Annotated in this window: 24 protein-coding genes; 9 read left to right on the top strand and 15 right to left on the bottom strand. The window is 70.1% G+C overall.

All coding sequences use genetic code 11. From position 1 onward, the window contains the following. Positions 1–85: 85 nt before the first annotated feature. Positions 86–970, bottom strand: coding sequence for a hypothetical protein (locus ABT130_RS39005; protein WP_350964307.1), 885 nt, complete (start codon positions 968–970; stop codon positions 86–88). A 396-nt stretch (positions 971–1366) separates the two neighbouring features. On the opposite strand from ABT130_RS39005, the gene ABT130_RS39000 reads away from it, so the two are divergent. Both ABT130_RS39000 and ABT130_RS38995 read left to right on the top strand, forming a co-directional pair. Continuing rightward, entirely contained in the window at positions 1367–1699 is a 333-nt protein-coding gene (locus tag ABT130_RS39000; protein ID WP_350964304.1) for an autorepressor SdpR family transcription factor, read from the top strand. Then, entirely contained in the window at positions 1696–2400 is a 705-nt protein-coding gene (locus ABT130_RS38995) for an SdpI family protein (RefSeq protein ID WP_350964301.1), read from the top strand. Before ABT130_RS39000 ends, ABT130_RS38995 begins: the two co-directional genes overlap by 4 nt. Positions 2401–2437: 37 nt before the next feature. Here the strand turns inward: ABT130_RS38995 and ABT130_RS38990 are convergent, their stop codons facing one another. From ABT130_RS38990 to ABT130_RS38935, 12 genes are all read right to left on the bottom strand, one after another. After that, positions 2438–2989 carry a hypothetical protein gene (locus ABT130_RS38990; protein ID WP_350964298.1) on the bottom strand — a complete coding sequence of 184 codons (552 nt, stop codon included), beginning with the start codon at positions 2987–2989 and terminating at the stop codon, positions 2438–2440. 157 nt (positions 2990–3146) lie between these two features. Further along, positions 3147–3899 (bottom strand): lysophospholipid acyltransferase family protein, encoded by a 753-nt coding sequence (locus tag ABT130_RS38985; protein WP_350922509.1) that lies wholly within the window; start codon positions 3897–3899, stop codon positions 3147–3149. 48 nt (positions 3900–3947) lie between these two features. After that, positions 3948–5606 carry a thiamine pyrophosphate-binding protein gene (locus tag ABT130_RS38980; RefSeq protein ID WP_350964296.1) on the bottom strand — a complete coding sequence of 553 codons (1659 nt, stop codon included), beginning with the start codon at positions 5604–5606 and terminating at the stop codon, positions 3948–3950. Next, positions 5603–6376 carry a cyclase family protein gene (locus tag ABT130_RS38975; RefSeq protein ID WP_350922514.1) on the bottom strand — a complete coding sequence of 258 codons (774 nt, stop codon included), beginning with the start codon at positions 6374–6376 and terminating at the stop codon, positions 5603–5605. The genes ABT130_RS38980 and ABT130_RS38975 overlap by 4 nt, the downstream gene beginning before the upstream one ends. A 225-nt stretch (positions 6377–6601) precedes the next feature. Further along, positions 6602–6964, bottom strand: a complete 363-nt coding sequence (locus ABT130_RS38970; protein ID WP_350922516.1) for a hypothetical protein — start codon at positions 6962–6964, stop codon at positions 6602–6604. A gap of 260 nt (positions 6965–7224) precedes the next feature. Next, on the bottom strand, positions 7225–8553 hold the full coding sequence (locus ABT130_RS38965; protein ID WP_350964293.1) for a hypothetical protein: 1329 nt from the start codon (positions 8551–8553) through the stop codon (positions 7225–7227). 200 nt (positions 8554–8753) lie between these two features. Then, positions 8754–9773 (bottom strand): aspartate/glutamate racemase family protein, encoded by a 1020-nt coding sequence (locus ABT130_RS38960; protein ID WP_350964291.1) that lies wholly within the window; start codon positions 9771–9773, stop codon positions 8754–8756. Further along, entirely contained in the window at positions 9770–10801 is a 1032-nt protein-coding gene (locus tag ABT130_RS38955) for a zinc-dependent alcohol dehydrogenase (protein WP_350964288.1), read from the bottom strand. The genes ABT130_RS38960 and ABT130_RS38955 overlap by 4 nt, the downstream gene beginning before the upstream one ends. A gap of 25 nt (positions 10802–10826) precedes the next feature. Continuing rightward, the gene (locus ABT130_RS38950) at positions 10827–12197 is read right to left on the bottom strand and encodes an MFS transporter (protein WP_350922526.1); all 1371 of its coding nucleotides are present in this window, start codon (positions 12195–12197) and stop codon (positions 10827–10829) included. A gap of 96 nt (positions 12198–12293) precedes the next feature. Further along, positions 12294–12704 (bottom strand): cupin domain-containing protein, encoded by a 411-nt coding sequence (locus ABT130_RS38945; RefSeq protein WP_350922528.1) that lies wholly within the window; start codon positions 12702–12704, stop codon positions 12294–12296. 97 nt (positions 12705–12801) lie between these two features. Then, positions 12802–13677: a LysR family transcriptional regulator gene (locus ABT130_RS38940; protein ID WP_350922530.1), complete on the bottom strand. Its 876-nt coding sequence runs from the start codon at positions 13675–13677 to the stop codon at positions 12802–12804. A gap of 272 nt (positions 13678–13949) precedes the next feature. Then, positions 13950–14204, bottom strand: coding sequence for a Smr/MutS family protein (locus ABT130_RS38935; protein ID WP_030919034.1), 255 nt, complete (start codon positions 14202–14204; stop codon positions 13950–13952). Positions 14205–14607: 403 nt separating this feature from the next. Between ABT130_RS38935 and ABT130_RS38930 the strand changes: the two genes are divergently transcribed. Further along, a complete protein-coding gene (locus tag ABT130_RS38930; RefSeq protein WP_350964285.1) occupies positions 14608–17916 on the top strand; it encodes a S8 family serine peptidase in 3309 nt (1102 codons plus the stop codon). 83 nt (positions 17917–17999) lie between these two features. On the opposite strand, the gene ABT130_RS38925 is transcribed toward ABT130_RS38930, so the two are convergent. Together ABT130_RS38925 and ABT130_RS38920 are read right to left on the bottom strand one after the other, a co-directional pair. Then, complete coding sequence (locus ABT130_RS38925; RefSeq protein WP_350922535.1) at positions 18000–18428, bottom strand: CBS domain-containing protein; 429 nt, start codon at positions 18426–18428, stop codon at positions 18000–18002. 94 nt (positions 18429–18522) lie between these two features. Continuing rightward, positions 18523–19722 carry a PucR family transcriptional regulator gene (locus tag ABT130_RS38920; protein ID WP_350922536.1) on the bottom strand — a complete coding sequence of 400 codons (1200 nt, stop codon included), beginning with the start codon at positions 19720–19722 and terminating at the stop codon, positions 18523–18525. Between the two features lie 184 nt (positions 19723–19906). Between ABT130_RS38920 and ABT130_RS38915 the strand changes: the two genes are divergently transcribed. From ABT130_RS38915 to ABT130_RS38890, 6 genes are all read left to right on the top strand, one after another. Then, positions 19907–20731 carry an ABC transporter ATP-binding protein gene (locus tag ABT130_RS38915; RefSeq protein WP_350964282.1) on the top strand — a complete coding sequence of 275 codons (825 nt, stop codon included), beginning with the start codon at positions 19907–19909 and terminating at the stop codon, positions 20729–20731. Beyond that, positions 20728–21552, top strand: coding sequence for an ABC transporter ATP-binding protein (locus ABT130_RS38910; RefSeq protein WP_350964279.1), 825 nt, complete (start codon positions 20728–20730; stop codon positions 21550–21552). The genes ABT130_RS38915 and ABT130_RS38910 overlap by 4 nt, the downstream gene beginning before the upstream one ends. After that, positions 21549–22439 carry a branched-chain amino acid ABC transporter permease gene (locus ABT130_RS38905; protein WP_350964276.1) on the top strand — a complete coding sequence of 297 codons (891 nt, stop codon included), beginning with the start codon at positions 21549–21551 and terminating at the stop codon, positions 22437–22439. The genes ABT130_RS38910 and ABT130_RS38905 overlap by 4 nt, the downstream gene beginning before the upstream one ends. Beyond that, positions 22432–23559, top strand: coding sequence for a branched-chain amino acid ABC transporter permease (locus ABT130_RS38900; protein ID WP_350964274.1), 1128 nt, complete (start codon positions 22432–22434; stop codon positions 23557–23559). The genes ABT130_RS38905 and ABT130_RS38900 overlap by 8 nt, the downstream gene beginning before the upstream one ends. 1 nt (position 23560) lies before the next feature. Next, positions 23561–24835, top strand: coding sequence for an ABC transporter substrate-binding protein (locus ABT130_RS38895; RefSeq protein ID WP_350964271.1), 1275 nt, complete (start codon positions 23561–23563; stop codon positions 24833–24835). A 105-nt stretch (positions 24836–24940) separates the two neighbouring features. Further along, positions 24941–26350, top strand: a complete 1410-nt coding sequence (locus ABT130_RS38890) for an aminopeptidase P family protein (protein WP_350922551.1) — start codon at positions 24941–24943, stop codon at positions 26348–26350. The last annotated feature ends 329 nt before the right edge of the window (positions 26351–26679 follow it).

The following is a 26679-nucleotide window of genomic DNA, read 5'->3' as shown; positions in this document are numbered from 1 at the left end:
GCTGAGCGCGCCCGGTACCACGGACCCGGCGGAACCGGACCGACCGGCCGGTCCGATCTCATCCGGCGAGTTCGACAGCGAACGCTCAGGGGGTCGGGGTCGGGCTGGGGGGCACGGTGTCCGTCACCGTGGGAGTCGGCTCGGGCGTGGGCACGGCCGGGGTCTCCGTGGGCACCGTCGGAGCGTCCGTCGGCACCGTCGGAGCGTCCGTGGGCGTCGGGAGTGGCGGAGCGGTGGGAGTCTCGACGGGCGGGGTGGGGCAGGGGGTGGGGGTGGGGGTGCGCCACCTGCCATCCGGCCGCCACTGCCTGGGGAGCCACCAGCCGTCACCGCGCCAGAACCTCTTACTGGGCCGCGACAGGTCGAAGACGTAGGCGGCGGTCGCCGTCTCGCCCTGGGTCGTGGCGGTCACCGATACCCAGTCGCCCTGCCTGACCACGTTGCCCCGCCGGCCCGCGAGGGTCCGGGTGGAGTCGTCGATCGCGTACGCCCGCTCGAAGCCGTCCTGGCTTCTCACCGTGATCGAGTCCTCCGTCAGGGCGATCGCCGCCCCCGTCTGGGCGAACACCGTGAAGCCGCAGCCGTCCTCCGCGGGCAGGACGAACTCGCCGTGCAGCGCGCCGGGGAATGCGATCAGGGGCACCTGCGGCGCCGTGGTGGCGGTGGGCGTGGGCGTCGGGGTGACCGTCTCGCCGGGAGCCGGTGTCTCCGCCCCTGTCGGTGAGCTCGTCGGGGACTCCGTCGGGGACTCTGTCGGGGGCTCTGTCGGCGATCCCGTCGGGGACTCTGTCGGGGACTCCGTCGGGGCGGGCGGCGGCGGTCCCGCCGACGCCGCGGACACACCGACGCCACCCGAGGCCGCCAGCACGACGGCGGTGGCGAAGACCAGTGGACGCGAAACGCGCCGGTGTGGTCCGCCCGCTCCGCTCGACAGGGCCCCGTTGGGCCTGTCAGGGTTTGTCAGCGTCACCTTGTCCTCCATCTGGCTTGATCCGGAACCAGCGGCGGCGTCCAAGGGGTGCTTCCGCCTGCCGCCGAGACCGAGGACCACTGCCCGGCCGTGATCCTCCGTCGATGGGCGCGGGGAAGACTGCCCGCTTCTATCCCACCCATGCCGACAAAACAGTCACTCAACGCCCGAATCCGGATATTCCACCAGGTCACCACGGCATTTAGCGGATCAAACAAATCGGCCGCGGCCGCGCCTCGCCGGAAGGCGTCGCCGAGGCCCTCGCCGGGGAATCCTCACATACCACCCCAAATCAGGACTCTCCCCCGGCCCCCCGGGCGCGGACGGAGCACGGAGACGCGCCAGCTTTCCCCACGTAGGGTATATTTCGGTTATTAGCTAATAAGGAAACAAGCTGTGAATCGGGTCTACGAGGCACTCGCGCATCCGACTCGCCGCCAGATTCTCGCGCTGCTCCGGCAGTGCGACCGGTCGGCGGGCGAGATCGCCGACCACTTCGACATCTCCAAACCCACCCTGTCCGGCCACCTCCGCCTGCTCCGCGAGGCCGGTCTGGTCTACGGCGAGCGCAGAGGAACCTCGATCATCTACCACCTGCACGTGTCCCTGCTGGAGGAGTCCCTGGGCGCGCTGCTCGATCTGTTCAAGATTGGAGACACCAGGCCACCCGATCCCGCCCAGCCCTCATCGCCCCCCCGCCACGACCACGAACGAGAGGGACATCGTTGACCGAGAACACCACCGACGCCAGGACCGTGAACCCGCGTCCCGGGCTGATCGGCAGCGCCGTCGCGCTGCTCGTCTCGGCGGGCGTCTCGATCTGGGGCTGGATCCAGATTCCCGACGACGCGCTGCTGCCGGTGCACTGGGGCCCGTCCGGTGAGGCCGACCGGTTCGCGGGCAAGGCGGAGGCTCTGAGCCTGCCCCCGCTGATCATGCTGGGGCTTTGCGTGCTGTTCGTCGTGCTGCCGCGTCTGTTCCCCCGCCGGAGGAACATGGCGGATTCGGCCCATGCCTACACCGCGGCCTGGATCGGCTCGCTCGCCCTGATCGCCGGCGTCCACACGGTCAGCACCGTCAACGCCACGGGTGGCGAACTCCCCGTCGTCCGGTTCGGCATCGCCGGGGTGGGGGCGCTCTTCCTGGTGCTGGGCAACTACCTGCCCAAGACCCGCGGCAACTGGGCCGTGGGGGTGCGCACTCCCTGGACGATGGAGAGCGAGCGCTCCTGGCGGCGTACCCACCGGCTGACCGGACGGCTGTTCGCCGGCTTCGGCCTGCTCCTGCTCATCGTCGCGTTCCTGCTCCCGGTTCCCGCGCTGTTCCCGATCGTGCTCGCCGGGGTGGTCGTCACGGGCCTCGTCCCGCTGGTCTACTCATGGTGGATCTGGCGTGCCGAGCAGGGTGGATCGGCGGACACCGGAAGGTAGGGGCGCTCCGCGCACCGGCGGGGACGGCAGGGGCCGGTCAGGAGTAGGCGGCGACCATGCCGACGACGACACTGGCGAGCGAGAGCGCGGTGAGCACGGAGCCGAAGACGACCGCGGCACGCCTGCCACGCCGCACCTTGGCGACGTAGAGGAGCACGTACGGCAGGAAGGCGAGCACTCCGACACCGAGGAACGGCATGGTCAGCGCGGCCAGGATGCCCGAGGTACCGGTCGCGACGGCACGGTCGCCCTCGGGAGTGAGCTGTGCCCGCCTGACGTCACCGGCTGTGGAGTCGGGCGAGGCGTCGACCGGGATCGCGGCGCCACCGCCGTCGGGCGCGAAGCTGCCCTTGCAGTCGTAGCGGCCCTTGCCCAACTCCTCGCACGAGATGACCGTGAGGGTGCCGGGGGTGCCGATGGAGCCGGTCGCGAGCTTGAGGCCGGAGACCGCGAACACGAAGGGCGACACTCCCAGCCCCACCCAGAGGAGGAGCAGGAACGCCATGCCGACCCGCCCCGGCGTGCGGCCGGGACCGGGGGTCGGCACCGGCTGGAAGGCGTTCACCACATCGTCGAATGCGTTGCTCATGCGAACAGGTTGGCGCATGCCACTTGCGAATTACCTGCTCATGACTTGTAGAGGATGCTCATGATTCGCGCACTTCGTCCCGGGGAGCGATGACCTCGGCGCGGCATCCGGGGCCGTGAACCCGCCCCCCGTTACCTGCGCGTGCGCGCCATCGCCCTCATGACTCGCGCCGGGCCGCCCTCTCCTCCGCCTCCTCGGCGTCGAGCTTGTCCGCCTCCTCGGGAGTGGGGGCGGTACCGCCGAGGTGACGGGGCTGCCACCAGACGCCCTTCGGGATCTCCGGGTAGCCCCGCTGCGCCTGGTCGAGCATCTCGCTCATCCGCCCGCGCAGGTCGGCGGTGACGGCGTCGTAGTCGTCGCCGCGCTGGGGGTGCATGGGCTCGCCGACCACGATCGTGATCGGCACGTGCCGCTGCAACAGCTTCTTGGGGTGGCCCTTGGTCCACAGCCGCTGGGTGCCCCACAGGGAGACCGGAATCATCGGCACCTTGGCGCCGACGGCCATCCGGACCGCGCCGTTCTTGATCTCCTTGACCGTGAAGGACCGGCTGATCGTGGCCTCGGCGAACACTCCGACGACCTCTCCGCCCCTGAGCGCCTTCAGCGCCGCGCCGAACGCGGCGGCGCCCGCCGCGCGGTCGACCGGGATGTGGTGCATGCCGCGCATCAGCGGGCCGGAGATCTTGTGGTCGAAGACCTCCTTCTTCGCCATGAAGCGCACCAGACGCTTTGAGGGGCGCGCGGCCAGGCCGGCGAAGATGAAGTCGAGATAGCTGATGTGGTTGCTGACCAGCACGGCTCCGCCGGTCCGCGGGATGCGCTCGGCCCCCTCGATGCGGATCTTGACGTCCAGCGCGCGGAACAGGGTCAACGCCGCCCCGATGACCGGGGGGTACACGATCTCAGCCATGGCTGAACCGTACCTCAGCCGCTCCCCCCTCCCACACCCGCGAAAGGCTCAGTGTCCCCGGAACGCCTCCTCCAGCCACCACGAGCCCCGCGCACGGCTGACGTGGGCGTGGATCAGCAGGGGCCGTTCCCTGGCTCCGTCCAGCCAGCGGGCCACCTCGGCGAGATCGGACCTGTCCCTTACCGTGACAGCCTCGCAGCCGAAGCCGCGGGCGATGGCGGCGATGTCCGTGGGCGGGAAGGTCACCGTGTCCAGAGGGTGACCGTCCGGGCCGAAGTGGTGCACCTCGGCGCCGTAGCCGTCGTCGTCGTACACGACGATCACCATCGGGAGACCGAGCCGCACGACGGTCTCCAGTTCGGCGACGCCCATCAGCGCGCCGCCGTCGCCCAGCGCGGCCACCGGGAGCCTGTCCGGCTGGGCCAGGGCGGCACCGATCGCGGTGGCCAGGCCGAGACCGACCGACTGGAACGCCTGCGTGAAGCAGAAACCCCGCTCGTCGGGAACGTCGAGGAACATCGATGGATATCCCATGAAATTTCCGGAGTCGATGGAGAGGACGCGTTCCGCGGGGAGCAGGTCGTCCAGTTCGATGGTCAGCGTCCTGGGGTCGATGCGGCCGTCACCGCTCTCGTCGGTGTAGGGCACGTCCCGCCAGCGGTTCTCCCCGGCGATCCTGGTGGCCAGTGCCGCCGAGCGGTAACCGGTTCTCGTGTCGTCGCCGAGCAGCCGGGTGACCGCCCGCGCGGTACGGGCGACGTCACCCGTCACGCCGAGGTGGACCGGGCGGTGGGTGCCGAGCGCGGCGGCCTCCAGGTCGACCTGGACGACCGTGGTGTCGCGGCCGATCAGCGTGCCGTGGCGCATCGTCCACATGTTGAGCGCGCACCCCCAGCCCACGAGCACGTCGGCGTCACGGATGAGCTCGGCGGTGAGCGGCGAGGCGAAACCACCGCTGACGTCCAGGTCCCACCGGCTGCCCCGGAAGAGTCCCCTGGCCACGGCGGAGGTGGCCAGCAGCGCTCCGGCCCGCTCGGCGAGCTCCTCGAGTTCGTGCCGCGCCTCACGGGCACCACGCCCGGCCACGAAGACGGGGCGGCGTGCCGCCGCGAGGATCTCCGCCAGCCGGGCGGCCTCCCCGGCCTCCGGTACGCCCCTCGGACCGTTCCCGCCCGAGGCCCCCGTACCCGAGGCCCCCGCAACCAAGGCTCCCGGCACGTCCGGGACCTGTCGCCCCTGGACCTCCAGCGGGAGGTTGAGCAGGACCGTGCGGCGGCCTTCGCCGGCGACGCGGAACGCCTCGGCGGCGTCGGCGGCGGCGGTCTCCGCCGAGGAGATCCGCAGCGGGACGGCACCCACCGCCTCCGCCAGCGCGGCCTGGTCGACGAAGAAGTTGGAGCGGGGCTCCGTCACCTCTCCCGCCAGCACGATGAGCGGGGTACGGCTCTTGGCGGCCTCGGCGATGCCGGTCATCGCGTTGGTGAGCCCCGGCCCCTGGTGGACGCTGAGCACGCCGACCCTGCCGCTGAGACGCGCGTAGGCGTCGGCCATGGTCGCCGCGCCGCCCTCATGGCGCGCGGCGACGTAACGCGCGCCGTGCGCGACCAGGGCGTTGGTCACGTGGAAGTTGCCGCTGCCCACCACCCCGAAGGCGGTGTCCACACCGAGCGAGGCGAGGATGTGGCCCACGGCCTCGGCGACGTTCACCTTTCGACCAGTGCCAGCACCCGCAGCGGGCTGCCGGAGCCTCCCACGATGGGCAGCGGCGACGCGACGACCACCGCGCCGGTCACCGGGAGCCGGTCGAGGTTGCGCAGCTGGGTCAGCCCGTACTTTCCCGCGCCCAGCAGGAAGGAGTGGCACGGGAAGGCCGGGTCGAAGCCGTGCGCGGCGCCGGCGTCCGTGCCCACGGTCTCCACGCCCAGCCCGGCGATCGAGGTCTCCTCGGCCAGCCAGCGGGCGCACTCGACCGATACTCCGGGCGTGTGCGGGCCCGTCTCGTTCGCGTTCAGGAAGCGCTCCTGGTCGTGGGAGCGGGCGTCCCAGCCCGTTCGGTAGAGCAGCCATCCGCCCTCGGGCAACGGCCCGTTGGCCTCCTCCCACGCCTTGACGTGCGCGATCTCCAGCAGGAAGTCCGCGTCTCCGGCCGCCTCAGCGGCGAAGTCGAGGACCACTGCCGGGGCGATCAGCCGGTCGACCGGAACCCGCGAGACGTCCTCGCCGTCCTTTCCGGTGACCCAGTGCACGGGGGCGTCGAAATGGGTGCCGGTGTGCTCTCCCGTCACGATGTCGTTCCAGTACCAGGCGGGGCCGCGGTCGTCGTAGCGGCTGATCTCCTTGAGCGTGAACGGGACGGTGTTGCCGAACGGCTCCGGCAGCCGCAGGATCGGCGTCTCCGACGACAGCGGCGCCGTCAGGTCGATCACCTCGATCCCGCCGTTCCGGATGCTCTCCACCAGGTTTCGCAACACCGACATGACGCCTCCAACACGGGATGAGATCTGGGCAGATCCTCCTACAGCGCCACCGCCCGCCGCCACCTCCCCCGGCGCGTGACCTCGCCGCGGCCCGCCGCGGGACGCCCTCGGGAGAAACCACGCCCGGTCGCACGGCTTACCTGGACTCCGTGAGGGTCCCGGTAAGCCGTGCGACCGGGCTCCGCGCGAGGCACCGGTGCCCGTACGGGCACGCGCGAAGCGGGACTAGCGCGTGGCCAGCAGGCCCTCCAGGAGGCCGATGACCGCCTGGATCGGCGGGGGCGTGGTCCCGAACTCCACGTCGGTCCCGCTGACGGAGTCCATCACGGTGACCGAGTTGGGCGGCAGGCCCCAGCGCTCGCCGCCGTCGTGGCCGACACCGACCTCGATGCCGGCGAAGGTGACGTACTCCCAGTTCTTGAGGTCCCTCCTGAGTGCCTCGTGGCCCTGCGCGGTCGCCCACTTGGCGACGGCCGCGAGGATGTCACCGAGGGTGTTCTCGCGCTCCTTCAGATCGCCGGACTGGAGTTCCTCGATCAGACGGTCCAGCTCGGCACGCTGGGCGAGAAGTGCCTTGATATCGCTCATGAGGGGCCTTTCGAAGAAGGTGAGGGTACGCGGATGACAGCACTGAACTCGTCGGAACATCGTTCAAGCCGGAATCGGGCCCCCGCTCGGGCACCCCCGCCGCGATCCGCGCCCTGCCGAAGGCTCCACCGATCGCCGGAGAGGACATTGCTGTCATGCGTCACATAATGGTGCCGCACCCACCCGCTCGCCGTCGATCCATCAATATGGGCTTTTAACAGTCCAAAAACCCCAAGACGGAGCCGTTCTCGGAAAACGCGTCAGGGGACGGCGTCGTAGGCGTCGGCGGTGAGGCCGAGATACTCCTCGCGGCTCAGCGTCCGGGCCTCGAAGCCGAGGCCGTGCCGTGTGGCGAAGCGGTGCGCGTCCTCCGGTGACCAGGGTCCGGGCAGGTGACGGAGGATCCGGCCGCTGCCGCCCATCACGAAGAGTCCGGCCAGGTTCCCATGGCGGTAGGTCATCAGGCCGGCCGCGCAGCCCGCGTCCGGCCCGATCGCGATGTCGTCGGGAACCATCCGCGGGCCGAGCCAGACGCGCAACGTACTCTTGCGCCAGACGGAGAGGTACGGTCCGCCGGGTGGCCCGAGCGCGCTGCCGCGCCGGATCCGCCGGCCGTGCCACGCCTGGCGCGCGGGGTTCAGGACGACGAGCAGGGGAGCGAAGAAGACCGCCAGCCACTTGGCGTCCAGGATGTCCAGCAGCGCCCTTCCCAGCGCGGACAGCCCCCGCCACGCGAACCAGCCGCTCGCCGAGACGATGTAGGCCATCGCCAACAGGCCCGCCACCCCGGCACAGACCGTGGCGACCGTCCTCGCCCTGGACGCTCTGGAGAGCGCCTGCCCGGTGAGACGCGTCCAGCCGGGAGCTCGCCTGCCCAGGGTGGCACGCACCGCCCAGGGCGGTGCGATCAGGGCGTCGCGCACGGGCACCCCCCTCCCCGCCGCGAAGATGGCCACGTCCGGTGGCGTCCAGTCGCCGGGCAGGTCGGCGAGCACCAGCCCGTCGGCGTCGAGCGCGGCGAGACCGGTGAGGAAACGCGACTCCTTCTTGCCCGAGTTCTTGCCCGAGACGAAGACGGCGCGCTCGTAGCGGTAGTGGTACAGGGCCGCGGGCGCGAGCCGCATCGAACGCCCGGAGATCGAATCTGTCGCGACCAGTGTCCGGTCGTCCCAGGTGAGGCTGGTCGCCGGAGCGGGCGCGCCATCCAGCGCCCCGCCATACGGCAGAAGCTCGGTCGGCGCCTCTTCGGCGAGGCTGGCGGGGAGTCCTTCGTGCGCCGTGGTGTACCACTGCCGCGCCCGGTTCCCGAACGCGGCATACGCCTCCTGCTCCGTGGCGTACCGCCGATACTCGGAGGCCAGCCCGGCAGCGGCGGCGAACGTCTGCACCTGGTGGCGGGACCTGAACCCCGGGGAGTCGAGCATGACCCTCCCGCCCTCGTCCAGGACCGCGAGACCGTAGACGATCCTGTTCCCGGAGGGGCGGCCGTACAGGACGAGCCTCGTCGCGCGCTCCTTGCCGCCGAGCGGCAGCCGCACACGGTATCGGCCGGAAACGTCGACGACCAGAGAATCCTGGTCGATCGACAACTCGCACCCTCCCCCGGTAAGTGATGGCCTCGTGTCGATCGTTACCCCCTCCTACCCGGCCCGACGAGCCCCCTTTCCGTAAATGACGGATAAAGAAAACATAAAGTTCCAGGAAAAGCGCCTTGCGGTCGGGGCCGCCACGACCGGCGCGGCCCCGTTCCTCGTTTCAACGCGTTCGGATCAGACCCGGCTCGATGGGTTCAGGCTCTCAGCATTCGAATCTGTGCCGACTCCACGTAGCGTCCCCGCACGTCGCCGAGTGCCACGCGAGCCGCGGTGGAGAAGAATTCGTTCTCCTGGTGCGTGACGGATTCCACCGAGTCGAACTCCCTGATCCATACGAACTCGTCCGGGTCCTCCACATTGACCCATGCCGCGGACACCTGGACGCCGACCAGGTGGTGCAGGGGGACGATGGTCTTGTGGAAGAACGGCAGCCAGTCGGCCATCAGCCCCTCCCTGATCCGGTAGATCCGAAGCTGCGTGACCTCGCCGCGCGGACGCGGCTCCGGCTCGGAGACGACGGGCCGGCGAGCGAGCGAGGACACCTCGCTCACGGCGGACCCGGGGCTGGTGAGCACGGGGACACGGACATCGGCCCCGTCGAGGGCGCTCGCCATGGTCGCCTGCGCCAGCACGATGACGTCCACCTCGGCGGCGAGGTCCGCCACCGTTCGGCGGACGGCCTCGTCGTGCCGGTCGGGGTGACCGGCCTGCAGGTGGTCGAACGCCCCCTCACACAGCCGGTCGACGACCTCGACGGTCCTGCCCTCGTGCGCGGCGGTCCGCTCGATGATGGCGCGGCTCGCGGCGCGGTTGGACTCCAGGGTGGCGATGACGCCGATCCTGCGGTAGCCGATCGCGTGCCGCGCCATCGGCCGGTCGATCCGGATCACCGGTCTCTTCCGTGTCGCCGCGACGACATCGGTGGCCGGCCCCAGCGTCGAGCAGGTGACGATCACCGCGTCGGCGCCACCCGCCAGGGCCGAGTCCACGTGGTGCTGCAGTGCCGTCACCGTCCGGTCGAAGGCCAGGCCCGGCTCGGCCGTCGCCGATCCGAACAGCACCTCGTCGACGATGTGACGGGTGGTCACGCCCTCGATGCCGGACTTCGCGAGGTGCTCGAACACCGTCACCAGTGTGGGCACGGTATGGATGAACGCGACGGTCGGCCCCGAGCGGGTGTCCGGTTCTGCCGCGAGGTGGGCGTCTGACGTCATGGCCGCACGATCACCTTGCCCGGCAGTTGCCGGATCGCACCCAGCTGGTCAGGCAGCTCGTTCACCTTGATCTCGCCTTCGATGAACGATCCGAGGTCGACCCGGCCCGAGAGCACGAGGTCCTGCAGCTGTTCCCAACTGGACCAGATACGGCGTCCGTACACGCCCTTCCAGTTGATGACGCGCAGATTGACGTCCCGGGAGATGTTGACACCGACCAGCGAGGACGAGTGCCCGACGGAGACCAGGGTGGATTCCAGGCCGAGGGCGGAGAACATCGCCTCGTAGGCGGACGGGGCACCGGAGACCTCGAATCCGATCTCCGCACCGCCCAGGGGGCCGCTGCGCCGGCTGTGCTCCACGAAGTCGGTGACCTGGTCGGCGCCGAACGTGACCGCGCCCAGTGCGGCCGCGCGGTCACGCCGCGCCTGGTTCGGTTCCAGGACGATCACCTCACCGGCTCCCAGCGCTCTCAGCTCGGCGACGAGGAAGAGCCCCACCGGGCCCGCGCCGGTGATGACGACGGTCCGGTCCTGAACCTCGCCCGCCTGCTGGATCGCGTGCATCGCGACGCCCGCGGACTCGAAAAGGACCGCTTCGGGACCGACCTGGTCGGCCAGCGGGAAGCACGCGGACACCGGTACCGCGAGCAGGGAGGTGAACGCGCCGTCACGGTTCACACCCGGAATCGTGATGTTGAGGCAGTTGTGCCGCGCGTCGCGCCGGCAGGCCGGGCAGCTGCCGCACCACACATGCGACTCACCCGCGATCCGCTGGCCGACTCCGATCGTCGTCACGCCCTCGCCCAGCGCGACCACGCGGCCGCAGTACTCGTGCCCCATGATCAGGGGAAAGTCGCTGCCCCACGCCGCCGCACCGGGGGTCCAGTCCGCGAGGGTGTAGTCGGTTCCGCAGACCGATGCCGACTCCACCTCGATCAGAACCTCCCCCGCCGCCGCCGTCGGCTCGGGCACGTCGGCCACCTCGATGCCCGGCTGGGGACCGGTCTTGATTACCGCTTCCATCATGTGTTCCTCCGATTCGGGGGTTCGGTCAGTTGACCGCGGCCGGAGCGGCCGGCTCCACGCCGCCGCGCTCGTCGACCCGGTGGTTGTTCGCGAACGGCTGCCAGCGCGTCTCCGGCAGCGTTATCAGCGAGACGATGCCGACGGCGTACAGCGCCACCAGGACACCGACGATGCTCCACGTGGTGCCGGTGCTCGACAACAGCAGGGCCGCCGCGAACGGCGCGGTCGATCCGGCGATGAGATTGTTCATCGTGTAGACGGTGGCGTGGCCGGAGTACCGGACCGCGGTCGGGAACGGCTCGGCGAAGAACGCCGCCATGACCCCGGCGGACATGAACTGTGAGCCCTGCCCGATGAGCATGGCCAGCAGCATCACCGGGATGCTCTTGGTGTCGAGCAGCGGGAACAGCGCCACCGACCCGCAGAGCGAGGTCGCCATCGTGAGGGTCAGCACCCGCTTGCGGCCGAAACGGTCGGACAGCGCCCCGCCCAGCGGGACCAGTGCGAGCCCGCAGAGGTTCAGCGCGAGGACGAGCCCGAAGGTGACGGAGCTGGACATGCCCAGGTCGTTGACGATGTACGCCAGAGAGTACGTGCTGACCAGGTAGCTCAGCGCGGTGTTGGGCAGCCACACCAGGATGAGCCGCACGACGCTGGACCGTTGCGTCCGGAACACCTCAAGAAGGGGGCGGCGCGTCTGTGCTCCCAGCTGACTCGCCTCCAGAAAGACCGGTGACTCCTCCACGTGGCGGCGGATGAAGTAGCCGATGACGGCGATCACGGACCCCAGCACGAAAGGTATGCGCCAGCCCCAGCTGTTGAGGACGGTCTCGCTCATGGCCGCTCCCGCGCCGAGCATGAACACCGCCACGATCACCTGGCCCAGCGGGTTGCCGAAGTTCACCATGGCCCCGTAGATGCCGCGGCGGTTGTCGGGGGCGTACTCAAGGGCCATGACCTGGGCGGAACTCGCCTCCCCGCCGAGGCAGAAGCCCTGCAGGAAACGGAGGAGCACCAGGCCGGCGGGTGCCGCCGCGCCAATGGAGTCGTATCCCGGCAGGAGCCCGATGGCCAGTGAGACGGCGCCCATCATCGTCAGCGAGACGACCATGGCCTTCTTCCTGCCGGCCCGATCGGCTATCCGGGTGAAGGCTGCGGCGCCCAGCGGGCGTGCCAGGAATCCGACGCCGAAGGTGGCGAAGGATTGGATGACGGCCACCGCCGGGGTCGACGTGGGGAAGAAGACATGCGGGAAGACCACGCCGGCGAGGGCGCCGTACAGGGCGAAGTCGAACCACTCCAGGGTGGTACCGACCGTGGTCGCGGTCAGGACCCGCCGGTGGGAGGAGGCGTTGGGGGGTGGACTGGCGGACAGCTGCGAAGCGGAGTTCGACATTGGCTAACCTTCGGCATTGCGAAAAGAGAAAGGGATGAGAGGGCTCGGGAGACCCGGTGGTCACCGATGCGAGCCCGGCGAGCCACCTCGAAGGTTCTAGGCGAGGTGCTCGACGGTGATGAACTCCAGGATGGTGTCGCTGTCGTTGACCAGGTCGTGCAGCAGGTAACTCCCGTTCCGGAAGACGAAGTGGCGAGTGTCGCCCTTTCTGTAGACGACTCGGCGAGTGGTGCCGTCGTCGGTGTGCTGGATGGACACGCCGTCGCGCAGGGCGGTCCAGAAGTAGTCGAGCGTGTGGCGGTGCGCCGGCAACCGCTGACCGGGCGGCACCTCGATGTGCCAGACCCTGACCCGGTCGTCCTCGGACAGCACCTTGGATCCGATGACCAGGTTGTAGGCGTTCTCCCTGAACTCCTGCCTCAACTCCTCACTCCAACTGTCGAACCCGGCGGCGATCAGGTCTCCGGCCAGCGGAAACTCATCGGTATGGCTTGTCTTCGCGGTCACGTAAGGGTCCTCACTTTCTCGGTGGTCCCATACGTTAGGAGCAGCAAGAAATAGCGAATAGTCCCTATTTCGCTACCGGAGCGATAGTTTGCGGCTATCACTTTTGAGTCGCGGTGACCGTCTTCAACTCGTTGAGGAACGGCTGGGCCAGGCTCGGCAGCGCGGTCGTCGAGTACACGTAGAGCTCGCGCAGCAACGGCACCGCCAGCGATCGGGCGTAGCGCCGCAGCGGCCGGGGGACGACGTTACCCGGGACGAGGGTCGGCCCGAGCCCGACGGTCGCGAGGCGGACGGCCACGTCGGTCTGGCTGGTCGAGACGGCCCCCTCCGGTGCGATTCCCGCGGCGGCGAACACCTCGTCGAGGATGTCCGACAGGCCGTGGTCGCGCGAGAACAGCACCCACGGCCGGTCGCCGAGGGCGGAGATGTCGACCGCCCGCGAGTCCAGCAGGGGGTCTCCCTGGGGAAGGACCACGACGAACTCCTCGGTACCGATGGACTCCATCACCTCGAACGCCGCGGAGGGTTTGGGGCCGACGGCGAAGTCGTGCAACCCCTGCCGAGTGGAACGCTCCAACTCGGCCGAGCTACGGTATTCGTGCAGGTAGGCAGGGACTCCCGGCCGTCCGGACCGCCATGCGAGAAGAGCGTCGGGCACAAGCCCCGCGGCGATCGACAGGACCGTGGCGAATCTCAGCTCGCCCTGCTCGCCCCCCAGGGCCAGGATCGCGAACCGCTTCGCCCGCTCGGCCGCCGCCAGCGTGCTACGCGCCTCACGGAGGAAGACCCGGCCTGCCGGCGTCAGGGTCACCCCCCGCGGCTGCCGGTTCAGCAGCGCCCCGCCGACCTCCCTCTCAAGCGCCGCTATCTGGGTCGAGAGCGATGGCTGGGCCACGAACAGAGCCTCCGCCGCCTTGCGGATCGACCCGCGATCGGCCACCGCGACGAAGTACTCCAGCTGCCGTAGTCTCATCGCCACCGTCCATCGTTTCCTCGCTGTCACACTCGGCTGTCATCCGACCGCTTCTGTCCACTCTGGCCGTTATGTCAACCATGTCGGGTCCGACGGTAGCCGATATGGGAATGCCGGGAATTCCGCGTTACGGTGCCCCTTTAAGCGATGGCCCGCCGGCGCGGGACGGCATTCAGGATCGCGATCTGTGGCGACGACGACACCGAGAGGCAGGTGCCGGCCTTCAGGCGGGATCGGCCATCCGCCGCTGCGCCCGATCACCGCCCCGGTTCCTACTTGTAGCGGAAGTAGACGAAGAGACGGCCGTGGTTCTTGGCGTCCTTGTCGATGCGGTGGTAGAGGGCCTTGATCTCCTTCTGCTCCAGGAAGCGCAGGACCTTCTTCTTGAGCTGGCCCGAGCCCTTGCCGGGGATGATCTCGACCTCGGTGGCCTTCTTCCTGATGGCCTCGTCGATGATGCCCCGCAGTGCCTTGTCGATCTCCCCACCCCGGTTGTAGATGGGATGTAGATCAAGCTTGAGCTTCAACCGGGCCTCCCGCGTGTCATCTGGGGTCAGTCTACGCACGGTGGACCGTCGTGCCTGTCGCCGGCCACAAGTGCCTCGGGCCTGGAGAGCGGCCGAGCCGCGGCTCTGCGGTAACCAGAACACCCGGTGCAGTCTGCAATGAAATTTGACCAATTCCAATGATGATTGTGTCAATTTCATGATCTAGGCAAATAAATGGTCTCTAGTTAGGCTGCCAGTCATGATCGGCCGCCTTTACCGGGTGGCCGATCGCGTGTCACCCGACGGGGAGGGTCACGGCCTCCCCCGGCATGCCCTGCCCCGGGCACACGGACGGCCCCCCTCCCCGCCACGTGAGCTGTTCATGCGTGTCGAAAGGGAGGTCTCGTTGACCAGGAAGCCCTACTTACCGAGGACCAGACGCGTGGCGGTACTCGCCGCCGGCCTCGGGCTCGTCGCGGCGATGGCGCCGCCCGCGAGTGCGGATCCCACCCCCACCCCCGCGCCGTCCGCCAAGTGGACGGCGACCCCCCTGACCGGGGGTGAGCCGGTCCAGGGCGCGAAGTCCCCCACCGGCAAGCTCGCCCGCAGTGACGAGGGGCTGCTGAAGTCGACCTCGGGCGCCACGGTCAACGTGATGGTCAAGCTCGACTACGACTCCTTCGCCGCCTATCAGGGCGGCCTCGAAGGACTTCCCGCGACGAGCCCGGCCAAGACCGGGAAGGCTCTTGACATAAAGAGCGGCGACGCGAAGAAATACCAGAAACACATCGAGGACGTCGAGAACACCTTCCTCGCCGAACTGGCCAGAAGCGTGCCGGGCGCCACGGCGGGCCAGAAGCTGCGGACCGTCTACGGCGGCATCGCGCTGCGCATCCCCGCCAACAAGGCGGCCGCGGTGCTGAAGCTGCCCGGGGTGGCCGCCGTCCAGGAGGACAAGCCCGAGCAGCTGCTGACCGACTCCAGCCCCGAGTTCATCGGGGCGCCCGCGATCTACAACAAGCTGGGCGGCAGCTCCTCCTCCGGTAAGGGCGTCGTCGTCGGCATCCTCGACTCCGGTGTCTGGCCCGAGCACCCCCAGTTCGCCGACCCGGGTACGCTGCCCGCCGTACCGGCGACCAAGGACGGCACCCCGCGCGTCTGCAACTTCGGCGACAACCCGCTGACCCCGGCGGCCGACCCGTTCGTCTGCAACCGGAAGCTCATCGGCGGTGCCCCGTTCCTCGACACCTACAACGCGGTCTACCCCGGCGAGTACTTCCCGACCAGCGCCCGTGACTCCAACGGTCACGGCACCCACACCGCGACCACCTCGGCCGGCGGTCCGGTCGCCGACGCCAACCCGCTCGGCATCAGCCGCGGCCCGATCCACGGCATCGCCCCGGCGGCGCATGTGTCGATCTACAAGGTCTGCGGCGTCGAGGGCTGCTTCCCCTCCGACTCCGCCCAGGCGGTCGGCCGGGCCATCCTCGACGGCGTCCGCGTGATCAACTTCTCGATCTCGGGCGGCACCTCCCCCTACAGCGACCCGGTGGAGCTGGCCTTCCTCGACGCCTACGCGGCCGGCGTGCTCGTCTCGGCCTCAGCGGGCAACGCGGGTCCCGGCGCGGCGACGGTCAACCACGTCGCCCCGTGGGTGACCACGGTGGCGGCCTCCACCCAGCCCAGGACCTTCCAGTCGACGATCACGCTGTCCGGTTCCGGCGGCGCGACGGCCACGCTGAAGGGCGCCTCCATCACGGGGGGCGTGCCCTCCGCGCTGCCGGTGGTGCGGGCCTCGGCGCCGCCGTACTCCAACGCTCTGTGCACCACACCCGCGCCCCCGGGCCTGTTCGTCGGGAAGATCGTCGCCTGTGAGCGCGGTCCCAACCGGGTGCTGAAGAGCTTCAACGTCAAGCAGGGCGGCGCGGCCGGCATGATCCTGTACAACTCCAGCCCGCTCGACGTGATGACCGACAACCACTGGCTCCCCACGGTTCACATCGACAAGCCCGATACGGACGCGCTGCTGACGTTCCTGTCGGCCAACCCCGGCGCGACCGCCTCGTTCACCCAGGGCACCAAGGCCACCTGGCAGAGCGACAGGATCACCACGTTCTCCTCGCGCGGCCCCGGCGGCGACTTCCTCAAGCCTGACGTCACCGCCCCCGGCCTGCACATCGTGGCCGGACAGACGCCGGTGCTGGAGGATCCGGCCGGTGGCCCGCCGAACAACCTGTACCAGGTCATCGCGGGCACGTCGATGTCGTCGCCGCACGTCGCGGGCTCCGCGGCCCTGGTGTTCGCGCTGCACCCGGACTGGACCCCCGGCCAGGTGAAGTCCGCACTGGAGACGACGGCCAAGACCTCGGTCACCAAGCAGGACGGCGTCACCCCGGCCGACCCGTTCGACACCGGCGGCGGGCGCATCGACCTGACCAAGGCCGGTGACCCCGGCCTGACCCTGGACGAGACGGGCGCGAACTTCCTGGCCGCGGCCGACGACCCGCTGAACCGCATCGACCTGAACCTGCCGTCGGTGAACGCCCCGATCATGCCGGGTCTCATCACCGCCAAGCGGACGGTCACCAACGTCACGGACAAGACGCTCGTCTTCACCGCCACGGGCACGACCGTGGCCGGCGCGAACATCTCGGTGCTGCCGCCGCTGCTCACCGTGAAGGCGGGCAAGACCGCCAAGTTCAGCGTGGTGATCACCGCACCCGACCTGCCCGAGGGTCAGTACTTCGGCCAGGTGAACCTCAAGCAGGTGAACGGCTCGCGCGAGCTGCACCTGCCGGTGGCGTTCGTCCGCAAGCAGGGCGCCGTCCCGGTGGAGCAGACCTGCGCCCCGGCCACCATCCCGCGTAACACCGGCGAGTCCACCTGCACCGTCACCGTGCGGAACGACACGCTCCAGGACGCCGAGGTCACCGCGGTCAGCACGCTGGACAGCAAGCTGCGCCTGAACTCGGTGACCGGCGCCACCAAGGTCGGTTCCCAGATCGCGACGGCGAAGACCACCCTCGCGGCCAGGCAGCCGGACAGGCCGGGCATCGCCCCGGGCATCGGGCCAGCCCCGTACCTGCCGCTTGACGCCTTCGGCATCGCACCGGTACCGATCGGCGACGAGCAGGCGATCAACTTCACGGTCCCCGCGTTCCAGTACGCGGGCAAGACCTACACCAGGATCGGCATCGTCTCCAACGGCTACACGATCGCCGGAGGAAGCTCGGGGTCGACGGACATCTCGTTCGAACCGCAGACCCTGCCCGACCCCTCGACCCCGAACAACGTGCTCGCCCCCTACTGGACCGACCTGGACGGCACCGGCGCGCCGGGCATCTACGCCGGGACGCTGACCGACGGCGTCAGCGACTGGCTCGTCATCGAGTGGCGGGTCAACCTCTACGGCACCACCGCCACCAAGGTGTTCCAGCAGTGGATCGGGCTGAACGGGACCGAGGACATCACCTACACCTACGACCCGGGCAACCTGCCCGGCGACCCCCCGGCGGGCTACGGCCTGACCGTGGGAGCGGAGAACGGTGACGGCACCGCGGGCGGCCAGATCACCGGCCCGCCGACCGAGGACCTCCGGGTGACCAGCACGCCCGGCGCCCCGGGTGGCAGCCTGAACTACACGATGAAGATCAAGGGTGTCAGCGCCGGGACCGGGAAGGTGACGACGGGAACGTCGACACCGCAGGTCAAGGGCGTGACCATCGAGGTGGACAAGATAGTCGTCCAGTAGCGGGAGGGGATATCGGACCGATGGGCCCGGCGCGTCGCGCCGGGCCCATCGGGTCTTCACCGGGAACTTCGGGGAACGGGCGCTCAGCGGTGGAGGTAGTCGACCAGGTAGGCCTTCTCCGTCTCCAGCGCCTCGATGGAGCTCTTGACCACGTCGCCGATGCTCACGATCCCGGCCAGCCGGCCGGCGTCCACGACCGGCACGTGCCGGATGCGATGCGTGGTCATGGTCTGGCGGAGGTCGTCGACGTCGGTGTCCGGGGGGCAGGTGCGGACCTCGGTCGTCATGATGGACGACACCGTGTCGTCCAGCACGCGCGCGCCCCGGTCGTGCAGCCGCCGTACCACGTCGCGCTCGGAGACGATGCCCTCGATGGAGGAGCCGTTCTCGGACACCACCACGGCGCCGATGTTCTTCTCGGCCAGGATGGCCAGGAGTTCGGTGACCGTCGCACCTGGGCGTACGGTCGCCACCTCTGTTCCCTTGCCTTGCAGAATCGTACCGATCAGCATTGACACCACCTCGGTTCAGCCGGGCGCGGGTATCCTTTTCCTCTGCCCAATCAGGCCTCACGCTAAGCCACCGAGACGGCAAAACCTGTGACTGTCACGTGACGGGCAGCAGCCGGACCGCGTCGAGGGCCAGGGTGAGCTCGACGATGTCGAGCGGGCGCGCCAGGGAACGGCCGGTGAGCTGCTCGATGCGGCGGATGCGGTTGAACACCGTGTTGCGGTGGCAGTACAGCTGCCCCGCGGCGCGCATGGCCGAGCCCTCGCAGCGCAGCCACGCCTGCAGGGTGCCGAGGAGCACGTCCCTGTCCGCCTGGTCGAGGGCGAGGATGGGCCGCAGCACAGCTCCGCTCAGGTGGCCCGCGAGCTCGGGCTGGCTGACCACCAGGGCGGCGGGCAGCCTGTCCTCCAGTCTGGCGATCTCCGGGCCGTCGCCCACGCACGTCCGCAGAGCGAGCTCGGCGAGCCGCCTGGCGCGGCCCAGCTCGGCCAGTCCCTCGACGATCGGGCTGATCCCGGCGCAACCGGTGACGTGCGGGCGCAACTCCTCGGCCAGGTGCTCCATGTCCGCCTCGTGCAGCAGCACCACCGACACCTCGTAGTCGGGGCGCATCCGCCACAGCAACCGCATCGCGCCCAGGGCGGTCGGCCGTGGGGCGTCGTCCCCGTGGTCGTGGCGGCCCGGCAACCTGGTGATGACGACGGCGTACCGGCCCAGCTCGGGCAGGTCCAGCGCGGCGGCGGCACTGCGGACCAGGGCGGCGTCCGCCCGGTCCTCCAGGAGCGCGTCGAGCAGGGCCTGGACCCTCTCGGCTGTGCGGCCGAACATCTCGGCCTCCCGTCTTCGGTAGGCCTCGGCGGCGGCGATCGCCTGCCTGTCGATGGCGTGCCACACCTTCGTGGCGCTGCGGATCAGGACCGGCAGGCTGTCGGACTCCTCCTCGGTGACCACGTCGATGAGGCCGTCCCACATCACCTGTGCGGAGAGCCGGTAGCTGCGCAGCAGGGAGTCCATGGGCAGGCCCTGCTCCGCCCTGCGCCGGGCGGTCTTCTCGGCCTGTGGCAGGTCGCGCCGCTCGGGGCGGGGCAGCAGGATGGCGCCGATGCCGTCCCGCATCGCCTCGTAGACGCTCTGCCAGTGGTCGTCGGTGGGCACCATCCTGCGGTACGCCTCGTCGGTGTCGCGGATCCTCGCGACGAGCTCGTCGGTGAGCTCGGGAAGTCTCAGCAGCAGCCGTCGGGCGGCCAGGCGCATGATCCTGCGTACTTCGTCATCCGTAACCGGCCGGGTCCCCATCTGGGAATCGTGTCAGCAAGTCAGGTAATGGAACAAGGTTCTGTTCTGTTTCGTGATCCGGGGTTGTACTCGCGCACAACCGCGCACCGCCCGGCATGGGCGCCCGCCCCGACTTCACCTGGCCCTCTGGACGCCGGTGAACCACCTCGGTTGGGTGCGTTCATCGGCTGTACAGGAGGAACACATGGACGTGCACGCCCCTCGCCCGCCCGGAGACTCCGGGCTGGTCGTCAGGGATCTGGCGGTGAGCTACGGCCCGGTCCTGGCCCTGCGGGGTGTCTCGCTGGACGTCCCGCGCGGTTCGGTCGTCGCGGTGCTCGGCGGCAACGGCGCGGGGAAGTCCACCCTGCTGCGCGCCATATCGGGCACCCTCCGGTTCCACCGGGGCGGGATCACCGCGGGCGAGGTCACCTTCGGCGGGACGCGGCTCTCCGGCGCCACCACCTCGGCCGTCGTGGCCGGCGGCGTCGTCCAGGTACCCGAGGGCCGCCGGGTCTTCGCGCGGATGACCGTGGCGGAGAACCTGCGGGCCGGTGCACTCGGCGCGCCCGACCGGCGGTCGGCGGCCGAGGCGAGAGAGAAGGTGCTCACGCTCTTCCCCGTGCTCGCCGAGCGCGCCGGGCAGCGCGCGGGACTGCTGTCCGGGGGCGAGCAGCAGATGCTCGCCATCGGCCGCGCGCTGATGGCCAGACCGAGGATGCTCCTGCTCGACGAGCCCACCCTCGGCCTGGCGCCGATGATGGCCGCCCGGATCGCCGACACCGTTCGCGAGATCAACGCCGGGGGGACCACGGTGCTCCTGGTGGAGCAGAACGCCGCCATGGCCCTGTCCCTGGCCTCGCACGCCTACGTGCTGGAGGTCGGAGAGGTGGTCCTGTCGGGACCGGCCGCCGAACTCGCCGCGAGCGACGAGGTGCGCCGCCGCTACCTGGGCATCGAGGACGCGCCTGCGGACGCGCCCGCGGACGCGGCCGACGCCCGTCCCGTGCTGGCGAGGTGGTCCGCGTGAGCGGTAAGGACACCTTCGTTCCCCGGCTCGACGTGCGCGAGGTGACGGTGCGCTTCGCCGGGCTCACCGCGCTGGACGCGGTCGGCTTCACCGTCGAGCCCGGCAGTGTGCACGCTGTGATCGGGCCCAACGGGGCGGGCAAGTCGACCTGCTTCAACGTCCTGTCGGGCGTCTACCGGGCCACCTCGGGCAGCGTGCGGTTCGGCGACGCGGAACTGACCGCCCTGGCCCCGCACCGCATCGCCGCCCTGGGCGTGGCGCGCACCTTCCAGAACATCGCGCTGTCGCCGATGCTGTCGGTGCGGGACAACCTGATGCTCGGCCGCCACCGGCTGACCCGCGCCGGGTTCCTCTCCGCCGGGCTGCGGCTGCCGTCGGCCCGACGCGAGGCCGCCGCGCACGGCGGGCGGGTGACCGAGATCGCCGCGTTCGTCGGGCTCTCCGAGCACCTGGCCACGCCCGTCGGACTTCTGTCGTACGGCGTGCAGAAGCGCGTGGAACTGGCACGGGCACTGTGCATGGAACCGCGGCTGCTGCTGCTGGACGAGCCGGTCGCCGGCATGAACGGCGGCGAGCGCCGCGACATGGCCGAACTGATCGTCGCGGTACGGGAGAGCCTCGGCATCTCGATCCTGCTGGTCGAGCACGACATGGGGATGGTCATGCGGCTCGCCGACGCGGTGACGGTCCTGGACTTCGGCAGGCGCATCGCGGACGGCCCGCCCGGCGAGGTGCAGAACGATCCCGAGGTCGTCCGCGCCTACCTGGGCGCGGCGGCCGAGAGCACGACCGCGAGCGGGACCGAGGAGGTCACCTCATGATCACCTTTCTCGAACTCCTGGTGAACGGCATCTCCGTCGGAGCGGTGTACGCGCTGATCGCCCTGGGCTTCGTGATCATCTTCAAGGCGACCGAGGTGGTGAACTTCGCCCACGCCTCGCTGCTGCTGGTCGGCGGATTCGTGGTCGCGAGGCTGCACCCGCTGATCGGCTTCTGGACCGCGCTGCTGCTGGGCATCGCCGGCGCGGCGGTCGTGGGCGCCCTGATCGAATTCCTGATCATCCGCAGGGCGAATGTCATCTCGCACAGCGTCCTCGCGATCGTGACGATCGGTGTCGACATCGTGCTGACCACCGAGCTCACCAGGCAGATCGGCACCGACGTGCTCGCCCTGGGCGACCCGTGGCGCGACCGGGTGCTGCACCTGGGAGGCGTCAGCATCGCCGAGACCCGGCTCGTCGCGCTGGCCGTCGCCGCGGCCCTGATCTCCGCCTTCCTGCTGGCGTTCAAGTACACGAACTGGGGCATCGCCATGCGCGCCACCGCGGAGGACACCGAGACCGCCGCGCTGATGGGCGTGCGGCGCGGGCGGGTCTCGATGGGGGCCTGGGCGGTCGCCGGAGCACTCGCCGCCGTCGCCGCGCTCTTCCTGTGCGTCTTCCCCACCCCGGGTCTGGATCGCAGCACCACCTTCGCGGCGATGAAGGCGTTCCCCGCGGCGATCCTCGGCGGCCTCGACTCCACCACCGGGGCACTGGCCGGCGGGCTGATCATCGGTGTCACCGAGGCGATGATGAGCGGCTACCAGAACGACCTGGTCTTCCTCGGCCGGGGTATCGGCGACGTCGCGCCGTTCCTCGTGATGATCGTGGTCCTGCTCATCCGCCCCGCGGGGCTGTTCGGGACGAGGGAGCTGGCACGTGTCTAAGAAGGTCATCCTCTCCTGTGTCGTGCTGGTCGCGGCGGCGGTCGCCGTACCGTTCTACCTGGAGGGCTTCTGGCTGCAGGCCGGGCTCTTCGCGATGTCGGCGGCGATCGGGGCGATCGGCCTCAACCTGCTGACCGGTGCCACCGGCCAGCTCTCCATGGGCCACGCGTTCTTCCTCGCGGTCGGCGCGTACACCTACGTCTACTTCGCCGCCGAACCGGAGGGCGGCGCGCACGCCCTCGGCGGCCTCGGCCTGCCCACGCCGGTCGCGGCACTGCTCGCGGTGCTCACCGCGGGTGTCGCGGGCGGGGTGTTCAGCCCCATCGCGGGACGCCTGAAGGGCGCGTACCTCGGCATCGCCACCCTCGCGCTGATCTTCGTCGGCCAGCACGTGCTGTTCAACGCCGAACCCGTGACGGGCGGCTACAACGGGCGGGCGGTGCCGCCGATGGAACTGTTCGGATTCGTGTTCGCCGACTCCCCCGAACTGGTGATCGCCCAGGTGCCGTTCGGGTCGCTGGAGCGCCTGTGGTTCCTCGGGCTGGCCGTGCTGACCTGCGCGGCGCTGTTCGCCCGCGGGGTGCTACGCGGCCGGCCGGGCCGGGCCATGAACACCATCCGCGACCACGAGATCGCGGCCGGGGTGATGGGCGTGCCGGTGGCCCGCTACCGCGCCGGGGTGTTCGTGCTGTCGTCGATGTACGGAGGGCTGGCCGGAGTCCTGATCGCGCTGGTCTTCCAGCGCACCGTACCCGACTACTTCGGCCTGCTGCTCTCCCTCGACTACCTGGCGATGATCATCATCGGCGGCCTCGGCTCCGTCGCGGGCGCGGTGATCGGCGCGTTCTTCATCTCCCTGCTTCCCCAACTGCTCAGCCGCTACAGCGACGCCCTGCCGCTGGTGGCCGAGCCCGGCTCAGCCGGGGTCTCACCCGCCGAGGCGTCCCGCATCCTGTACGGCGCCGCCGTCGTCGTCATCGTCCTCTTCCTGCCCGGCGGGCTGCTCGGCCTCGCCAGGCGCCTGCGCCTCGCCGTGACCCGGCGGCCCGCCCCGGTCCCCGCGACGAGGAAGACCCCGCTCTCCCCCACCTCCACCCCCTCCCCCGACACAAGGAACTGACATGGGAATCCCAAGAACCCCGGTCCGACGAATCGCGGTACTCGCCCTCCTGGCCCTGGCCGTCACCGCGTGCGCCAGCGAGAAGGCCACCGGGGGTGCGGCCGCCCCCTCCGCCGTCGGGGGGGACGGCGTGAAGACCGGCCCCGGCGTCACCGCCGACAAGATCACAATCGGCCTGATGACCGACCTCACCGGCCCGTACGCCTCCTTCGGCAAGAGCCTGACCCAGGCACAGCAGCTCTACTTCGAGCAGGCGAACGCGGCGGGGGGCGTGTGCGGGCGGCAGCTGGAGGCTCTGGTCCGTGACCACGGCTACGACGTGCAGAAGGCGGTCGCGGCCTACACCGAGATCTCCCCGAAGGTGGTGGCCCTCGCCCACGTCGTCGGCTCGCCCATGGTCAACGCGGTCAAGCAGCGCATCGAGGCCGACGACATGCTCACCATCCCGCAGGCGTGGGCGACCGGGCTGCTCGGCAGCAGGCCCATCCAGGTCACCGGGACGACCTACGACATCGACATGATCAACGGGGTGGACTTCCTCGCCAAGGAGAAGGGCATCAAGTCCGGCGACAAGATCGGCCACCTGTACTTCGAGGGCGACTACGGCGAGAGCGCGCTGAACGGCTCCAAGTACGCGGCGGAGAAGCTCGGCCTCAAGCTCGTGGAGCAGAAGATCAAGGCCACCGACCAGGACATGAGCGCCCAGGTCGCCGCCTTCAAGGCCGAGGGCGTCAAGGCCGTCCTGGTCTCCGTCGGCCCCAGGCAGACCGCCTCGCTCGTCGGCGTCTCGCTCGCCAAGGGCATGGACGTGCCGTTCGTCGGCAGCAACTCGGCCTACTCCCCGCAGCTGCTGCCCACCCCGGCGGGTCCCGCGCTGCTGAAGGACTTCTACTACATCACCGCCGGCACCCCGATCAGCGCCGACCAGCCGGCCATGAAGAAGCTGGCCGCCGACTACGCGGCGAAGTATCCGGACGCGGCCATCGACAGCGGTGTCTCCGCCGGCTACTCGGCGGCGGCGATCGTCGTCGACGCGCTCAAGAAGGCCTGCGAGGGCAAGGACCTGACCCGGGCCGCCGTGGTCGCCGCGCACCGCGGCCAGTCGGCCTGGGGCGCGGAGTTCGGTGCCGTCATGGACTTCACCACGTTCGACAAGCCCGCCTCACTGCTGTCGTACGTCGCCAAGCCGGACAAGGACGCCCTGGGCGGCGCGGTGATCTTCAAGGAGGCCGCCACCTCCGACCTGGCCAAGACCTACCAGGTCCCGGTGGGCTGATCCGCGGTTCACGGCGGCACCCCGCACCCCCGGCGACGAAGGTGCGGGGCCCGTCGCTCCGGGCTAGCGTGGGAGGGACCGCAGACCTTCGCATCCGGGGACACAATGACCCAGAAGCTCAACACCGGCAGCCACGACCTGCCGGTCTCCGACGCCCTCGCCGAGTTCATGAACACCGGCTGGGCCGACACCCACCGCGACGACCTGGCCGCGCTGCCACAGGCCGCCTACACCGCCAAGCGGCGCGCCGCGCTCGCCGCCCGCTTCCCCGGTGAGCGGCTGGTCGTCCCGTCCGGCACGCTCAAGGCGCGTAGCAACGACAGCGACTACCGGTTCCGGACGCACAGCGCGTTCGCCTACCTCACCGGTGACCAGGAACCCGACGACGTGCTGGTCGTCGAGCCCTCCGGGGAGGCCGTCCTGTTCCTGCGCCCCCGCTCGGTGCGGTCGGCGCCGGGACAGGCCGGGCAGGAGTTCTACCGCGACCGCCGCTACGGCGAGTTCTGGGTCGGCCGCCGCCCCGACCTGGCCGAGGCGGAGGCGCTGTACCAGATCGCCTGCGCGCCGATCGACAGGCTCGACGACGTGCTCGGCGGGCCCGCGCGGGTGCTGCGCGGGGTGGACGCGTCGGTGGACGGGCGAGTCGCGCCCGGCGACGGGGACGAGGAGCTGGAGGCGTTCCTGTCCGAGATGCGGCTGATCAAGGACGACTGGGAGATCGCGGAGCTGCAGTTCGCGGTGGACGCGACCACGCGCGGGTTCGAGGACGTGGTGCGGGCCCTGCCCGCCGCCCTGGGACACCGGCGCGGCGAGCGCTACCTGGAGGGGGTCTTCGGCCTCCGCTCCCGGCTGGAGGGCAACGCGGTCGGCTACGACAGCATCGTGGCCTCCGGCGCGAACGCGTGCGTGCTGCACTGGATCCGCAACGACGGGCGGCTGAACGAGAGCGAGTTGCTCCTCCTCGACGCGGGCGTGGAGACCGACCACCTCTACACCGCCGACATCACCAGGACCCTGCCGCTCTCCGGACGCTTCGACCCGGTCCAGCGCCAGGTCTACGAGCTGGTGTACGAGGCCCAGGAGGCGGCGATCGCCGTCCTGCGGCCCGGTGCGAGCTTCCGCGACTTCCACCGTGCGGCCATGCGGGTCATCGTGGAGGGACTGCGCGACTGGGGCGTGCTGAAGATCAGCGCGGACGAGGCGATGGAGCCGGACAGCGGCCTGTACCGCCGCTACACGCTGTGCAGCAGCGGCCACATGCTCGGCATGGACGTGCACGACTGCGCCAGGGCCCGCGCGGAGGTCTATCTGGACGGTGTGCTGGAGGAGGGCCAGGTGCTGACCGTCGAACCCGGCCTCTACCTGCAGCCTGACGACCTGACGCTGCCGCCGGAGCTGCGCGGCATCGGGGTGCGCATCGAGGACGACCTCGTCATCACGGCCGACGGCGCCCGCCTCATGTCAGGCGGTCTGCCCCGCCACCCGGACGAGATCGAGAAGTGGATGGGGTGTTGATTGCGACGCTGTGCCGATTGCGACGCTAACGCGTCGCGGTTCGGCCGCTCTTATCCGGCTCCTTCCCTCGTCGAGCGGGGTCGCTCGTTCCTCACGAGTTGCCGGCGACGCTGCGCGTCGCGGTGAGGCCGCTCTTACCCGGCTCCTTCCCTCGTCGAGGGAGGTCGCTCGTTCCTCACGAGTTGCCGGCGACGCTAACGCGTCGCAGTGAGGCCGCTCTTACCCGGCTCCTTCCCTCGTCGAGCGGGGTCGCTCGTTCCTCACGACCCCGCTCTCCTCAGTCCAGTCCCCGGCGCGGCCTCACGGCCCCGCTCTCCTCAGTCCAGTCC

This window comes from Streptosporangium sp. NPDC001681, from assembly GCF_040298085.1.
GTDB lineage: Bacteria > Actinomycetota > Actinomycetes > Streptosporangiales > Streptosporangiaceae > Streptosporangium.
The sequence above is the reverse complement of the archived record's forward strand: the minus strand, read 5'-3'. Positions and strand labels throughout refer to the sequence as shown.

Bases quoted from the DNA above. Each gene is read 5' to 3' on its own strand.
- ABT130_RS38990 (WP_350964298.1), bottom strand. From the start codon at position 2,989: ATGAGCAACGCATTCGACGATGTGGTGAACGCCTTCCAGCCGGTGCCG.
- ABT130_RS38985 (WP_350922509.1), bottom strand. From the start codon at position 3,899: ATGGCTGAGATCGTGTACCCCCCGGTCATCGGGGCGGCGTTGACCCTG.
- ABT130_RS38975 (WP_350922514.1), bottom strand. From the start codon at position 6,376: ATGTCGGTGTTGCGAAACCTGGTGGAGAGCATCCGGAACGGCGGGATC.
- ABT130_RS38970 (WP_350922516.1), bottom strand. From the start codon at position 6,964: ATGAGCGATATCAAGGCACTTCTCGCCCAGCGTGCCGAGCTGGACCGT.
- ABT130_RS38960 (WP_350964291.1), bottom strand. From the start codon at position 9,773: ATGACGTCAGACGCCCACCTCGCGGCAGAACCGGACACCCGCTCGGGG.
- ABT130_RS38955 (WP_350964288.1), bottom strand. From the start codon at position 10,801: ATGATGGAAGCGGTAATCAAGACCGGTCCCCAGCCGGGCATCGAGGTG.
- ABT130_RS38950 (WP_350922526.1), bottom strand. From the start codon at position 12,197: ATGTCGAACTCCGCTTCGCAGCTGTCCGCCAGTCCACCCCCCAACGCC.
- ABT130_RS38940 (WP_350922530.1), bottom strand. From the start codon at position 13,677: ATGAGACTACGGCAGCTGGAGTACTTCGTCGCGGTGGCCGATCGCGGG.
- ABT130_RS38925 (WP_350922535.1), bottom strand. From the start codon at position 18,428: ATGCTGATCGGTACGATTCTGCAAGGCAAGGGAACAGAGGTGGCGACC.
- ABT130_RS38920 (WP_350922536.1), bottom strand. From the start codon at position 19,722: ATGGGGACCCGGCCGGTTACGGATGACGAAGTACGCAGGATCATGCGC.
- ABT130_RS38915 (WP_350964282.1), top strand. From the start codon at position 19,907: ATGGACGTGCACGCCCCTCGCCCGCCCGGAGACTCCGGGCTGGTCGTC.
- ABT130_RS38905 (WP_350964276.1), top strand. From the start codon at position 21,549: ATGATCACCTTTCTCGAACTCCTGGTGAACGGCATCTCCGTCGGAGCG.
- ABT130_RS38895 (WP_350964271.1), top strand. From the start codon at position 23,561: ATGGGAATCCCAAGAACCCCGGTCCGACGAATCGCGGTACTCGCCCTC.
- ABT130_RS38890 (WP_350922551.1), top strand. From the start codon at position 24,941: ATGACCCAGAAGCTCAACACCGGCAGCCACGACCTGCCGGTCTCCGAC.